At 59.0% G+C, this 14,717-nt stretch carries 10 protein-coding genes; 6 read left to right on the top strand and 4 right to left on the bottom strand.

All coding sequences use genetic code 11. The features are described from left to right. Positions 1–388: 388 nt before the first annotated feature. Positions 389–1,402: a Gfo/Idh/MocA family oxidoreductase gene (locus OXE05_06690; GenBank protein MCY4437006.1), complete on the top strand. Its 1,014-nt coding sequence runs from the start codon at positions 389–391 to the stop codon at positions 1,400–1,402. A gap of 157 nt (positions 1,403–1,559) precedes the next feature. Here OXE05_06690 and OXE05_06685 read toward each other — a convergent pair whose 3' ends face one another. Both OXE05_06685 and OXE05_06680 read right to left on the bottom strand, forming a co-directional pair. Next, the gene (locus OXE05_06685) at positions 1,560–2,699 is read right to left on the bottom strand and encodes an enolase (GenBank protein ID MCY4437005.1); all 1,140 of its coding nucleotides are present in this window, start codon (positions 2,697–2,699) and stop codon (positions 1,560–1,562) included. Between the two features lie 69 nt (positions 2,700–2,768). Beyond that, the gene (locus OXE05_06680; protein ID MCY4437004.1) at positions 2,769–3,179 is read right to left on the bottom strand and encodes a hypothetical protein; all 411 of its coding nucleotides are present in this window, start codon (positions 3,177–3,179) and stop codon (positions 2,769–2,771) included. A 563-nt stretch (positions 3,180–3,742) separates the two neighbouring features. On the opposite strand from OXE05_06680, the gene OXE05_06675 reads away from it, so the two are divergent. Beyond that, positions 3,743–5,041 (top strand): DegT/DnrJ/EryC1/StrS family aminotransferase, encoded by a 1,299-nt coding sequence (locus tag OXE05_06675; GenBank protein MCY4437003.1) that lies wholly within the window; start codon positions 3,743–3,745, stop codon positions 5,039–5,041. Positions 5,042–5,486: 445 nt separating this feature from the next. After that, entirely contained in the window at positions 5,487–7,283 is a 1,797-nt protein-coding gene (locus tag OXE05_06670; protein ID MCY4437002.1) for a hypothetical protein, read from the top strand. Between the two features lie 712 nt (positions 7,284–7,995). On the opposite strand, the gene OXE05_06665 is transcribed toward OXE05_06670, so the two are convergent. After that, positions 7,996–8,814: a glycosyltransferase gene (locus tag OXE05_06665; GenBank protein MCY4437001.1), complete on the bottom strand. Its 819-nt coding sequence runs from the start codon at positions 8,812–8,814 to the stop codon at positions 7,996–7,998. Between the two features lie 283 nt (positions 8,815–9,097). Continuing rightward, on the bottom strand, positions 9,098–10,546 hold the full coding sequence (locus OXE05_06660) for a sulfatase (protein MCY4437000.1): 1,449 nt from the start codon (positions 10,544–10,546) through the stop codon (positions 9,098–9,100). Between the two features lie 237 nt (positions 10,547–10,783). On the opposite strand from OXE05_06660, the gene OXE05_06655 reads away from it, so the two are divergent. From OXE05_06655 to OXE05_06645, 3 genes are all read left to right on the top strand, one after another. Beyond that, the gene (locus tag OXE05_06655) at positions 10,784–12,358 is read left to right on the top strand and encodes a DUF2723 domain-containing protein (GenBank protein ID MCY4436999.1); all 1,575 of its coding nucleotides are present in this window, start codon (positions 10,784–10,786) and stop codon (positions 12,356–12,358) included. A gap of 5 nt (positions 12,359–12,363) precedes the next feature. Then, on the top strand, positions 12,364–13,254 hold the full coding sequence (gene folP, locus OXE05_06650) for a dihydropteroate synthase (protein ID MCY4436998.1): 891 nt from the start codon (positions 12,364–12,366) through the stop codon (positions 13,252–13,254). 79 nt (positions 13,255–13,333) lie between these two features. Then, on the top strand, positions 13,334–14,587 hold the full coding sequence (locus tag OXE05_06645) for an MFS transporter (protein MCY4436997.1): 1,254 nt from the start codon (positions 13,334–13,336) through the stop codon (positions 14,585–14,587). Positions 14,588–14,717: the final 130 nt, after the last annotated feature.

The following is a 14,717-nucleotide window of genomic DNA, read 5'->3' as shown; positions in this document are numbered from 1 at the left end:
GAGCGGTTCGACAAGCTCACCACGAGCGGTTCGACAAGCTCACCACGAGCGGTTCGACAAGCTCACCACGAGCGGTTCGGCAAGCTCACCTCGAACGGTTCTTTACGGACTCTGCAATCAACCCTTGAGACTTAAGGTCGGATCCTGAGAACGGGAACCGGCCTCTTTTGCTATTCTGAAGCGGTGCGCGCGGCTTAGCGCCTGTGCTCGGCTACTGTTCTACTTGCCGAGTTGTAAGGTCAAATCGCGCTTGGCAAGCCGTAGCGCGGGGGCTTGTCCCCCGCCTCCTGGCACGCAATGTGCACGCCGTCTCAAGCAAGGCGCTTTGCAATCAGGACGTGATCACAGGGACTGAGGCAAAATTGTTAGTCATTTGGGAGCAATATTCATGACGTACGGAGTAGGCATCATAGGCGCAAGCCGCGTGAGCGCCGGCCATGCGGCAGCAGTTGCGGCAGTGCCGGAGACGCAGCTTGTAGCGATTGCAGAGCCGGACGCGCAGCGCCGGGAGCAGTTCGCGCACAACAAGCCGTGTACGGCTTTCGCCAGTCATTCCGAGCTACTCGCGGACCCGCGCATTGACATCGTCATGATCGGACTGCCCCACTACCTGCATACAGAGGTCGCAGTAGCGGCATGCGAAGCCGGCAAGCACGTCTTCTTAGAAAAACCCATGGCGATGACGGTGGCGGATTGCGACGCGATTAATGCCGCCGCCGAGAATGCCGGTGTCAAGCTGCTCGTGGCGCATACGGAGCACTTTGTGCCTGCCGGTCTGGCAGCGAGGCAACTCATCGAGGATGGGCAACTGGGTACGGTCGTCTTTGCCACCGATACCTGGTACCGCACGTTTGACCTGGCATTCCGCCCGCCGTGGTTTCTCAACCGCGCCGAGGGCGGGGGCGGCATGTGGTACATGAACGGCGTCCACATGCTCGATCGCCTCACGTGGCTCATCGGCAGCCCCATCACGGCCGTGCGGGCGTGGGTGAGCAATCCCATGGTCGGCCAGAATACCGACGATACCGGCCTGGCGTGGCTGGACTTCGCCAACGGTACCCACGCGACACTGCACCATACCGGTTATCCCCAAGAGGGACCGGAACGGAACGAGGTGGAAATCATCGGCACGCAGGCACGCATGCGCGTCGCCACTCGCGACGACCGCCTCTGGCTCAGCGAGGGCACACGGTACGTCGAGCAGCCGGTCTCCGGCAAAGACTCTTTTGAGTTAGAGCTGGCTGGACTCGTCCACTCCATCGAGACCGATACACCCCCACCTGTCGACGGCCTCTGGGGACGCTACATCGTGGCCGTAGCCCTCGCCTGCGAGGAGTCTTCCCGCACCGGCGAAGTGGTGCGCGTTGCCCCGCACATCTACGCCGATCTCATGTCTTGGTAGGGTCACCAATTTGGGAGCTGTGAGAGTATTTGCGCTCAAGCAGACGTGACTGAAGGATGGACTGTCCAATCAACCTAGCGTCAGACCATCGTGTGAGTCCGCCTGGGAATCTTGCAACCGTTTGCGCGATCAGAGTTGCTACTGCTTTTCTTGACTATCAAGACACTGTGTGGGCGTCGATGTAGTCCCAGTTGATATCCCAGCCGAGGCCGGGGGCTGGGGAGACGTGCACGTTGCCCGCGGCATCTATGGGATCGGATTTGCTGTTTAGCCAGGGCTCGACTTCCTCATAGTCGATGTGGGGGTGCAGCAGGCCGCGCTCGTAGTATTTGCCGGGGAAGTTCATGGCGCAGAGCGCGTGCAGATTACCGGGCCCGCCGCCGTGCACCTCCATCTGCACGTTGAAGGCCTCGCAGAGGTGGACGACCTTCATGAGGGGCGTAATGCCACCCACGTCGCTCACGCCGCCCCGGCTGATGTCAGCCGCGCCGCGGGCGATCCACTCGGCGCGGGTGTACAGCTTGCCGTCGGCGGTCTCCGGGCCGACCACGGGGATGTCGAGCTGGTCGGCCAGCCAGATGTACGATGACGTGCTGAATTCATCCATGGGCTCCTCGAACCAGTAGTAGCCGAGCTCTTCCAGCGCTCTGCCGATGTAGAGCGCGTCCGCGCGGCTGTAGAAGTGGTAGCAATCGAGCATGAGGTCCATGTCAGCGCCCACGGCCTCACGCACGGCGGCGCAGGCGGCGACATCCATCTGCGGGTCCGGCGCCCAGGCGATGGGCGGCATCCAGGTGTGGAGCTTGAACGCCGGATAGCCCTGCTCCTTGCACTGCAACGCGAACGCCCCGTACTCCTCCGGCGTGCTGAGGCCGCCGGGGATCTCGTCGCCGCACATGGTGCTGGCGTAGGCCGGTACTTTGTCGCGTGTCGCGCCGAGCAGCTTGTAGACCGGCTGGCCCAAGGCGCGGCCCACCAGGTCCCAGATTGCCATGTCCACCGCGCCGAGCGCGCGATCGGTCAGGTCGCGGGACATGCGCTGCCAGTGGTGCAGGGTCTTCCAGATGCGCTCGCGGTACATGGGGTCTTCGCCAATGATGGCGGGCTTGATGACGCTTTCCAACACGGCAGGACTCGGCGCGCCAAAGCAGTAGCCGGTGGCGCCGTCGTCCGTGACCACGGTGAGGAGCGATTGGGTGGCCTCGTGCTCGGGCCCCGGATGGGTGTGACCCTCGGCATCCCGCACGATTCGGGAGGCGTAGGTAAACGTGCGGACGTGCATGTCGACGATTTTCATCGGTCATTCCTTCAGTAGCAGCTATGCACGCAAGGTGAACACCCTGTCAGATCTTGAAAAGCAACCGACCTACCGAACAGCGTCACGCCAGAATGAGGAATCTGCCAGTTCTTGGGCATGCTGTGCTTGCTCTTCCCGGTCTTCAGCAGCGTGCATGGGAAGAATTATGTCGGCGTGATAAGGATTGCCTGCAAGGGGAGATGCTACGACGCGGCGTCCCTCACGCGCCGCTTCGCTCGCGACGATAACCAACCAGCCGTAGAACGTGCGATCCCGGGCGCGATCCCGATCATCAGCGATTGCAGTCGCCTGTTCGAGTCCGGCAACACTCAGTCTATCAACCGATATTTCGACTACGCCTGCTCTTGGCAGGAAATCATAGTGCCTCGCTCGCGAATTTCTTAGTCTTCTCGCGGCTTTACTTGAAGATATGCCTCTGCCAAGCTCTTCCGCTTCTCCTATACCCTCTAACGCTTCCATGCAGGATTAGTCGCTCTCAGCTTTCAAGTCCAATAGGGCTGCCTTCAAGAAGCTGTCTGGTAGAACGTCCGAGGGGGTGTAACTCTGGCGTCTACGCCCACTCTTCAGGTTGACTAAACACACGGCTCCCCCTTCCGGCTTGCAAAGCAATATCACCGATCTTCTCGGGGCCAGAGCGCGAATTGCAATCTCAGCATCCGGTGTGGGATACACTTCGAAGCGTTGGGGTGCAATCTCGTACAGCTCTCGCAAGAGGCGTTTAGCATTGGCTAATGCCAGGTCGGAAGGTAGCGCAAAGCCCTCCTCTTCAGCCTCAACCACTGCATGGCTCAAATCTACGAAAGCGTCGGACAAGTCCTTATGGGGCGCCTTAATTCGCAAGATCAAAACTCTCCACATCCCAAATTCCACAGCTTTTTCGCGCGGCTTAGCGCCGGCTAATGCTTCTTCTACCGCTCATATTCTTTCTGTCCCCTTGCGCGCCCTTTTGGTCATGATACTATAGTGCACACTTACGGCGAAAACGAGTGTTCTAAGAATTAGGAATGTGAGGTCTTTTGGTCGTGGCAAAGCTAGCTATCAACGGTGGTTCTAAATTGCGCCAAACGTCCTTCGGCAGTTGGCCGCTGGTAGACGACGCAACGGTTGACGCGGTGACGGACGTGCTGCGCAGCGCGCAGTGGAACCGGCGGCGCGGCGGCACGCGCACGGGAGAATTCGAGCAGCAGTTTGCGCGCTACCATGATTGCGCCTACGGCCTCTGCGTGAGCAGCGGCACGGCCGCCCTCGAAGTGGCCGTGCGTGCCGCCGGGGTCGAGATTGGCGATGAGGTTATTGTGCCGCCGTATTCGTTTATGGCGACGGCAAGCGCGCCGCTGCAGGTGGGCGCCGTGCCGGTCTTCGTGGACATCGATCCGGAGACCTACAACCTAAATCCCGCTCTGATTGAAGACCACATAACGGAGAAGACCCGCGCCATCTTCGCGGTGCACTTTGGTGGAATGGCCGCCGATATGGACGCCATCAACGCCATTGCCCGCAAGCACGGTCTGCTCGTGCTGGAAGACTGCGCCCACGCCCACGGCGGCATGCATGCCCAGGGCAAGCTCGGCTCGCTGGGCGACGCGGCCGGTTGGAGCTTTCAAGCCGGCAAGAATCTCACCAGCGGCGAGGGTGGCTGCGTGACGACGAACAACGTGGACATCTACAAGCGCGCAGTCTACGCCCATGACTTCTGGCGTTCGCACGTTGACCTTGAGGATGACGAATTGAACGATCCCATCGACACGCAGTTTCCGGTGCTCTCGTGGAATTACCGCATGACGGAGATCATGGGATCGATCTTGCACTCGCAGTTCCCTAATTTAGATGACTGGGCGGCGCGTCGACACGAGAATTCCACCTACCTCGCCTCGCGCCTGGCCGAGATCGAGGGTTTGGCGAACGTACGGGTCGATTCGTTTGTGAAGCGCAACGCGCTTCACATCTTTCTCTTCAAATTCATGAACGCCGAAGAATTCGCAGGCGCGCCGCGCGAACTCGTCGCCAAGGCAGTGGCCGCGGAAGGCATCCCGTGCAGCATCGGCTACGTGCGTCCCTTGCACAAGCACCCGCTCTTCCAGGATGCGCTGCACGGCGCGCTGCGCAGCGGTTTCCCGCTCACCAGCCACTACTACGGCCGCGAGATGGACTACCGCCAGGTGGAGTGCCCCGAGGCTGAACGCCTCTGCCGTGAGGAGAGCCTCTGGATTGGCCAGGCGGCCTTCCTGGGCACGAAAGAGGACATGGACGACATCGCCGATGCGTTTGTGAAGGTGAAGGAAAACGCGGCGGAATTGCGGTCAGCGGCGGTGGCGAACTGAGCGCAGTGGGTGCGATCCTTAGCCGACTGGCATTGATCGCCTACCGTTCACACTTCGACAAGCTCAGTGCGAACGGTAAAGTGAGAGCGTGGAGTTGTCCTTGAGTGAATACCGTAAGATCCTTGAGTGATTACGGTAACGTGCTTGAGTGATTGCCGTATCGTTCTTGAGTGAATACGGTACTGTACTTGAGTGCTTGTGTTGGAGTTCACAAATGACTGTGGCTATACGGTCGCATGATCTTTAGCGTTCGCTCGTGCGGTCGATTGCGGGTGCTATTTGGTTCTGCCAACGCGGGTCAGACTCGGTTAGGGGTGCCCCCAAGGTTAGGGGTGTCCCCAAGGTTAGGAGTGTTCCCCAAAAGTAATAGAGAAGCGGTTCCGTTCGCCCTGAGCGGCGTCGAAGGGTGAACGGAACCGCAAATTCGATAAGTGAGACAGAATGCATGAATACTGAGAATGCTACAACTCTTCTCCCGCCCTTGTGTTGCTACGATCCCGACGTTGCGCCGTTTGGGCGCTATGAGCTGGAGATGCTCTATGCCGAGGGGCTGACCGGCGCGGAGGAGCGAAACGTGCGGGAAACGCCGCTGGAGGCAAGCGCTGTCAAAGACCGGCTGGCGGTGATTGTCGCGCCGTGCGGTGAGGATACGGGTGCGGAAGCGGCGGCGCTGGAGGCGCTGCGGCAGGGCACGCCGGTGGTCTTCTTGCGTCCCTCTGAGCAGACCGCCGTGGAGCTTGGCATTGCAAACAAGCAGCGGCGCACGGCTAACGAAGCCTACATCGCGCCGGAGCGCGACCATCCGCTGTGGTTTGCGGCGCTGGGTGACTTTCTGCAATTCCACGGCACGGCGGACATGTACGGTGAATATGGCGGCCGTGAGCGCGTGCTGGCCTGGATCGCCGGGCGAGACTGGGCGTTGCCCTATCCGGCAATTGTGACCGGCGCCTACGGCGCGGGACGCTTCGCCGTCTTCACGTACGACCTGGCAACGTCAACCGTCCTCTTCCACCAAGGCCGCCGCGAACAGGCGAGCACCGGCCCCAATCCCGATGCCGACGGCGACGGCCTCTACAGTCCTAGCGACCTCTTCATTGGCTACCGTGACCGCACGCTGCTCGATCTGCCGCAAGCCGACCTGCAGCAGCAACTGCTCGTGCGGATTCTAGAGTGGGCCAGCGCGCCGCAGGCCCCACTCGCGCGCCTGTGGTACTATCCCGACGCCGCTCCCGCCATCGTGCTTGTGAACGGCGATAGCGACGGCATGACCCGTCCGCAGATGGAGTGGTACACCAACATGGTGGAAGCTCATGGCGGCGAGTACACGGTCTATCTCATGGAGGAGCACCTACGGCACCTCACGCCGGAGATGGAGCGTGATTACCGGCAGCGGGGCCACTCGGCGGGGCCCCACATCTGGCATTCCCTCAAGCCGACCGTGGAACAGATGCGTACACGCATTCATGAAGAGGTCGCACTCTTCGAGGAGCGGTACGGCTATCCGCCTAAGACCACTCGCCACCACTGCGTCATCTGGCCGGGCTGGGTGGAGACCGCGAAAGCGCTGGCCGACGCCGGTTTCCGCATGGATACGAACTACCGCGCCGGCGACCACCAGCAGTACGGCTACCTGACCGGCAGCGGCCTACCGATGCGATTCATCGACGAGGACGGGGAGTTCATCGAAATCTACGAGCAGGAGACGCTCTTCTGCGACGACTACGTGCTGGTAGACAAGAGCTTCTTGCCTCCGCTCAGCGAGGAGCAAGCAATCACGGTTTCGCAAGAGTATATTGATGCCGCCCGCGACCATTACCATACCGTGGTGCACCTGTATTTTCACCCGATATACGCCACCGGCGTACAGGTGAACACGGGGCAATTCATTCGGACTGCGGGCTGGTTCGAGGCAGTCTTGAAGTACGCGGCGCAGCAGAAACTACCGATGCCGAGCACGGATGCGTGGTGTACGTTCAACGAGCAACGGCGGACGTTGGTGTTGGCACAACAGTGTTGGGAGGCATCCAGCGGTGTGTTGCACTTGACTGTTGAGGCTAAGAGCGCACTGCCCGGCGCGACGCTACTGGTGCCAGTTCGCCATGCCGGCTTGGAGATTGCTGAGGTCTTGCTCGACGGCGAGCCAATGGAGCTTTCGCGCCGGAGTGTGGCGGGAGTGGCGCGAGCGCTCGCCGTAAGCGACATTGACGCTGGCAGCCATGACGTGGCCGTGCACTTCCGGTAAGAGACCTTTGCGCAACTCAAGCGGTAGCGAAATAGTTCCCTCTCCCTCGACGGGAGAGGGCTAGAGCCTGCCCCGTACTCGATACGGGGGTGAGGGTGGATCTCCTGAAATCTCTCCATATGCACACCGATTCTGCCCTGATATGTCTTGACACTGCCCAGCGTAAAGGGCCATCGTAGCAAGAAGACGCCCTCACCCCAACCCTCTCCCCCAGGAGAGGGAGTGCCCCTGCTTGAATGTGGGGGTTATGCAAAGGTCTCCGGTAAGACGTGAAACGCACTCTGGCAGGCTGGTTTGAAAACGCTGCCAATCTGGGGGAGGACCGGTGCAAGTTCTGCTTGTTGACTGAGCCACCGAGGCGGGGGACAAGCCCCAATGTTGTCGCATTAAACTGTAATGCATGCCGCTGTCCCTTCAAATCTTGAGAGATGGATGAGCGAGCGCACAGCCGTTCGCCTTGAGCCTGTCGAAAGGTGAATGGCGGATTGGTTGTGGCGCACTGTACTATCCGTTCATACTTCGACCCTTCGACATGCTCAGAGCAGGCACGCTCAGAACGAACGGATAGTACAGTGCTCATCAGTTCTAAGCGACAGCATTGAGAACAAGCCCCCGAACTGCGGCGCCAAAATCGCGATCACTCATGAAGAACCCATTGCGAACTTTCGGCACATTTGCCTCGATTGCGTGTTGTTGAAAGCATCCCTCCTCATTACCCCGGCAGCACGCCCAGCATCCACATCATCATGAGCATCATGGCGGCCATCATCAGCACCATGAGTGCCATGCGAGCAATGAGGATCACGGTCCGTCGCGGTGAATGCGCAAGTCCGACGGCGATGATGAGACGAACGAGTTGGATGGCCTCTCCTGCACTGCCTTGGTGTTTCTTGTGTGCCGCTGGCTCGCCGTCAAGAGGCACGAATAAGACGGAAGAGCCGTCGGCCAGCATCCAGAGTGTCAGCTTGGCGGGTGGCGCGGATTCTGTCGAGAGGAGGCCGGCGAATTCGCCCAAGGCTGAGCGGCGCATAACGCGCAATCCGGAGTTCACGTCGAGCAGCGGCCTCCCCAAGGCATCGGAAGCAAGCATATCGATGAACCACGGCAGGATCCGATGCCGCGCGGAAATAGGCTTCACTATGCCGATGCGTGCCCCAACCACCATCGTGGCGTCGTACTCGTACATCGCACGGACGAGGCGTGGGATTTCGGCTGCGGCGTAGAGAGTAGGCACGTCGATTGTGCAAATGAGATCGTGCCGAGCCTGCGCGCTGGCAGCCAAGGCGGCGTCACCCCAACCGGAATCGTCCTCAACCGAGATGAGCTGCACCGAGGGGAAGCCCTCCACGGCAGGAAGGTCTACCCTAACGTGATTGGCGGCAACGATGAAGACTTCGCCGGTGAGCCCACTGGCGTCTAGGCTTGCCAGCGCCTGCTTGAGTGATTCGAAGAGCCCGGGCTCTTCGTTGAAGACTGGGATGACAACGGTTAGCGGCGCCGATTCCTGAACTGTTTCGAGGCTGTCCGCCATTGGCTTTGCCTCTCTGAGGCCTATTGCAGTATCGACTACTGAGTCGGCTTCCCGCGAGGACACTTTACTTGTCTGGTTGTCAATTCAGAACGTGTCCGCGTGCTCATTTGGCTGAGGCGTCCACAGGCGCCTCAAGAGGCCTCCTTGAAAACTTACTGCCGCCAAGAAGTTGTATTCGACTTTGCGTCTCGTAGTTGTTCGGGGCAGGAATGGAGCGAAACTGGGGAGGGTAGTTGGCAGAGTGTAAGGTGAAATCGCGCCTATGGAGCCAATTGGAGACAATCTACTTAACATACGGGTTAGTCTTGGCATGTACACGGCGCGGGTATTCATAGGTGTCAACCCGGTCATCCAGATGCGCCGGCAATTCCTGCCCCAGAAAGTCTTCTAGGCGAGCCCGTTGCTTTTGTGCCGCGTCGGGCTCACTTTCGAGCACGTTCGTCGTTTCAAGCGGATCGTCTTTCAAGCTATAGAGCTCTTCTTGGACGTGCTGGGCAGCGGTCTCCTGCGTAACCGTGAAGCCGCCGCTGTCGGTCTTGCGCGGCCCTTGTTCGAAGTCGATCACATAGTTGTGATCGTGATCCCGCACTGTGGCGTGCTGTCCCCAGCCGGCAACAATGAAGTCGCGGTTCTTTGCGCGTTCACCGGTGACGAGAGGCCACATGGAAATGCCGTCGAGACCCTGGTGTGTGACGCCTAAGAGATCAAGCACGGTGGGCGGCACGTCCTGGTGCTGCACGAACGCATCGAGGCGCTTCCCGGCGTGCTGCTTGTCGGGATGGCGGATGAACATGTTGATGCGCGTATTGAACCACTGGAGGTGGTCTTCGGACTTGCCAAAGCGGTTGCGGTCGAGGAGCTCGGTGCCGTGGTCGGAAGTAAAGATAATAACGGTATCGTCCAGAAGATGGAGCGCCTCCAGCTTGTTCAAGAAGTGTCCGATCCACGTATCAACGAACGTCACTTCACCGTAGTAGAGGGCCTTTGTGCGTTCGATAGCCGCCTCGCCATCCACCTCGGTGCCCACCGGCCAGATGTAGTCTTTTACCGAGTCGTCTTTGTAATACGCATCCGCATAATGGAGCGGCGGGTCCCACGGTTCGTGAGGATCGAAGGAGTCGATGTAGAGATAGAACGGCCCGTATGGTGCGTTGTTTTCTACCCAATCCATGGCGCTCAAGAATACTCGCGCTGCCTGAAAGTCATCTTCGCACGGGCGCTCGCCTTGGTTCCACAAGTATTGCAGCATGCCGGTCATGCGGGGCGAATCCGGCTCTGCGTCAGTATACTTGGTCGGGTCGACCGCGCCAGGCGGCAAGGTCTTCCAGTGGTCGAACTCTTGGCCCCGCACAAAGTCCCAGGAGCAAAAGCCCCGCGTAAAGTTCATGGTTGCCTTGAACATGTGATATGTATCGGCGATGAATCCGGTGTTGACGCCTGCTTCAACGAGGCGCTCCGCGACCGGTGTGTGTTCCGGCGGTATCTTGTGCCAGCCCCGCGGCGAAGGGCTAGAGCCAAGCGTGTCAAAGCCGAATTGCCAAGGAAAACTGTTCATGCCGGTAAAGAGTGCCCGGCGCGCGGGAATGGTAGGATAGGCACAGCCGTACGCTTCAGTGAATACCACGCTCTCTGCCGCCAAGTTGTCGAGAACCGGCGTACGTATGAAATCAGCGCCAAGTGTGTGCACCATGTCGGTGCGCATGGTATCAAGGCAGATGACAACGACATTCATTCCGCATTACCTTGGATGCTTTGACGTTCAACTTTGCCTATAGCAAAGCATAGTCCGTAGAGGACATGCAAGCCTAGGTGCATTAAAGGAAGGCATGGCAGCAATTGCAGTCCAGGACTTCTGAGAGCAATTTGTTGCACGGCGGAATATGGCACCGCTAGAATGGGAAGTCGGTGCCTACGAGACCGCATGAACGCAATTCCCCGTAACTGACAGTACCTTCATCTGGCAACACCTATGGAACAGACAGCACGCATAGCCGGGGGATCGCGCCAAGGACTTACGGCGTGGACTCGGCTGGCATGGCTAATTGGCGCCGGCTTTTTTCTGATTACACTGCTTAGCCGGGTCCCCTTTCGCAGCGAAACCCTCTTTGCGTGGGATTCGGCAAACTATGCGTTTGCCCTGGATAAATTCAACGTTGCCTTTCATCAGCCGCATCCACCAGGCTACCCGCTCTATGTAGCCAGCGCGAGGCTCATCTACAATCTTGGCATTGACGCCAACATGAGCTATGTGATTCTTTCGCTTGTGGCAAGCAGTCTGGCAGTTTTGTGCATATTCTTACTCGGCTGGCGGCTCTATGGAATGCAGGCCGCGATTGTCAGCGCCTTGTTGCTCGCCACGAGCAGCAACTTTTGGTCCCACGGCGAGGTAGCCTACCCCTATGCCTTCCTCGCCTTATTCAGCACACTCGTGCTACTGCTCTTGACCGAAACAAAGGTTGGGTCGCGCAATCTGATTATTCCGGCGGCACTCGTGTTGGGCTTGGGCGCCGGTTTCCGTCCGGACTTACTGCTCTTTCTCTTACCTGTATGGGTCTACGCGTGGTGGGGGCGAAGCTTGCGAAGCTTGGTGGGCGGGATTGTCGTGATGCTGCTGGTAGTCTTGTCTTGGGGAATCCCTATGGTGCAACTTACCGGTGGCTGGGATGCGTACGTAAAGGCATCGACCGAGCAATATGGCTTTTGGGCCGGGCAGTCTTCCGGCCTCATAGGGTACTTCAGAGCCGTTCTGGAAAACACGCGCACCCTGGCGGGCGTTCTCTATAACGGCATCGGCATCGCTCTGCTACCGATTCTCTACTACTTGGGCCGTTACTTCTCTCCGCAGCAGATCGTGAGAGATGCGCGCACGCGCCTCATTCTGCTGTGGGTAGCCGTACCACTGGTGTTTTATATGCTGGTATTCATGGGAAATCCCGGCTACATTCTCTCGCTTCTCCCCGGCTTGCTCATCTATGCCGCGTTAGCCGTGCGTGGTTTCTCCCGCGATTGTGAGCAGGCATACCGTTTTTTCATGACACAACGCGGCATGGTCACAACCGCGCTCACGCCGCACCGCGTTTCCCTCGGAATCGCAGCGGCGCTTGTCGCTGTCATCGCCATCTCTAACGCCAGTTTATTTCTCTTCGCTGCCGGTCAGGGACGATATCAGGAAATCAGGAGTATCGATGAGATTCTTACCAAGCAGGTTCGGTACATTGCCTTGAATCACTCTCCCAATGAGACTCTGATCGTAGCGTTCGACCGTTCCCGCCAGCTCAACTTTTATCTACAGGACTATTCTTTCCGCCTACTGTTCAACCCGGCTGATCCCCAGTATTGGGAAACACGCCAGGAATTCACGATTCCGGAAGGAATTTCGCAGGTTATCTTGCCGGACTTGGTGCGAAACGCCAGTGACCGGACTGATCACATTGTCGAGATTGGCTTGGGGCCCGAGGTGAGTCTCTACGTGGTGAACGTCAAGCCGGGGGACGTGCTCATTCATGGGTACCAGTATGCTTCCGTGCGCCCCGCACCGGAGTGAGAAGCATGAGTTCTTCACCGCCGGCTCATGTTTCCAAACCTCGAGAAACACGCTGCGGTAATCGCATGCTGCAGTGGGGCTCCCAAACCTATGTGGTCGGCATACTAAATGTGACACCGGATTCCTTCTCCGGTGATGGCATTGGCGGCGACGTGCGGCGGGCCGTGTCCCAGGCGGTTCAATTCGTTGCGGAAGGCGCGGACATCCTCGATATTGGCGGCGAATCGACAAGGCCGGGTGCAGGCACCGTATCGCTCCAGGAAGAACTCGACCGCGTTCTGCCAGCGATCGAGGCGATACGGCGGGAGCTGGAAACACCCCTCTCGATTGACACATACAAGGCCGCCGTAGCCCGGGAAGCCGTGCGCGCCGGAGCGTCAATGGTCAACGATGTTTGGGGACTTGGCGGTGATCCTGCGATGGGGGCAACCGTTGCAGCATTGAACGTGCCGGTAGTGCTCATGCATAATCGACGATCGGAGTCGCAGCGATCAGCCCTCGGAGGGTTCTACGAAAAGGTCTCATATGGTGACGTCGCGCAAGACGTAGCGAGAGAACTTGGGGAAGCGGTTGCCCGTGCCACCTCCTACGGTATCGCGGCCGAGAACATCATCATCGATCCTGGGATCGGCTTCGGCAAGACACCGCAACAGAATATCGAACTCATGCGCGACCTTAGCGCATTCCAGCGTCTGGGGCAGCCGGTGTTGGTTGGCACTTCACGAAAGTCCTTTATTGGGCTGACGCTTGATCTCCCCGTCGAAGAGCGGCTGGAAGGCACCGCCGCTACGGTGGCGCTGGCAATTGCACAGGGCGCAGATCTGGTACGCGTCCATGACGTTGGTCCCATGGTGCGCGTGTGCCGCATGACAGATGCAATCGTGCGCGATGCATGACCGCCGGATCACAGTCTACATAACAAAAATCATGTTCGGTGTTGCCTATCCTTCCTAGCGCTCGAAAGTAAGCCACCCCTTGTCCAGCCGCAGAAACTTCATCCTTGGCGTGATGAACGGTGTGTTCTATACCACCGGAATGGCCTTTACGAGTGCGACCGTTGTGCTGCCGTGGTACGTGAGTCAGCTAACGGAGTCGAACGTGCTCATCGGCATCTTACCTGCTATCCAGCTTGGGGGATGGGCGTTGCCCCAGATGCTGCTGATCAACTTCTTGCAACACCGGCGTCAGAGGCTCAAATACTATCGGCGCAGCTCGCTCGTGCGCAGCACTTGTTGGGCGCTGCTTGCGGCTACAGTGCTCGTAGCGCCGGAACGCCCGGAGATCGTGCTGCCGGCTCTCATCGGCCTGATGGCCGTCGCGTCGCTTTCCGGTGGCCTTACCGGCCTGGCGTTTTTCGATCTGGTCGGGCGTATTGTGCAGCGGCGACAGCTCTCGACGTTCTTTTCGCTGCGAAATTTCTTTGGCGGCCTTGGCTCTCTGGCCGCCGGTCTCGTCGTGCGCCAGGTACTCGAACGTTCGGAAGGAAGTCTCGAATACGTTTGGCTACTCTTCTTGCTGACGTGGGTGTTCACAAGTGCCGGGTTCTTGTCGTTCAGTGCCGTCAAGGAGCCGGAGGTCCCGCCCATGTTGCCGAAACGTACTATGCGTCAGGACTTACGCCGCATCAAGGAGATTGTCATGCGCGACCCACCGTTTCGCATGTATCTCATTATCCGCACTTTGGCCATGCTTGCCTCTGTCGCGATGCCTTTCTATGTGGTGTATGGCGTAAGGGTACTGCAATTGCCTGCGGCGGTGGTGGCGTCTTCTGCAGTGGCCCTCATCGGCGGTGTGATTGGCGGCAATGTTATGTGGGGCTGGTTGGGCGCGCGCGGCGGCGGTTGGCTGCTCCTGGTTGCGACGACGTTGGTGAGCGTATTGCCGCCGGTGCTGGCAATTGTCGCACAATTGCTTTCCGATGCTCATGTCTCGACTACTCTGATAGGTTGGCTCTTTCTTGTCCTCTTTGTCTTCCTCGGCACTACAACAGGTGGGCAGGAAGTCACATTCTCCGTTTTGGCAATAGAGGTTTCCCCTGTGGAAGATCGCATCATCTACTTGGGTTTCACGAATACCCTGGTCGGCATCTTGTTGTTCCTCACTCCGGTGGGAGGACTTCTTGCTGATCTCGTGTCCTTCGAGGCCCTATTTGGCGTGGCCGGGGTGGTTGCGCTTGCTTCAATCATCCTCGCAATAGCTGCGCTTCGTCGATTCGCCCGGCCTCTCTAGGAGCACGCCAAGACGGTAGTGACGCCTGATGCGGAAAGCGCGTAGCGGCGGAAGGCCGACCGAGCTCACGGGCAAGATTCCCTGTAGCAATGAGCGCGGCACATATGTGCAAGGGCAACCTCCTGGATCG

The organism is Chloroflexota bacterium (assembly GCA_026710945.1).
Lineage (GTDB): Bacteria > Chloroflexota > UBA11872 > VXOZ01 > VXOZ01 > VXOZ01.
Note: the sequence above shows the minus strand (reverse complement) of the source record. Positions and strands in the feature narration are given on the sequence as shown.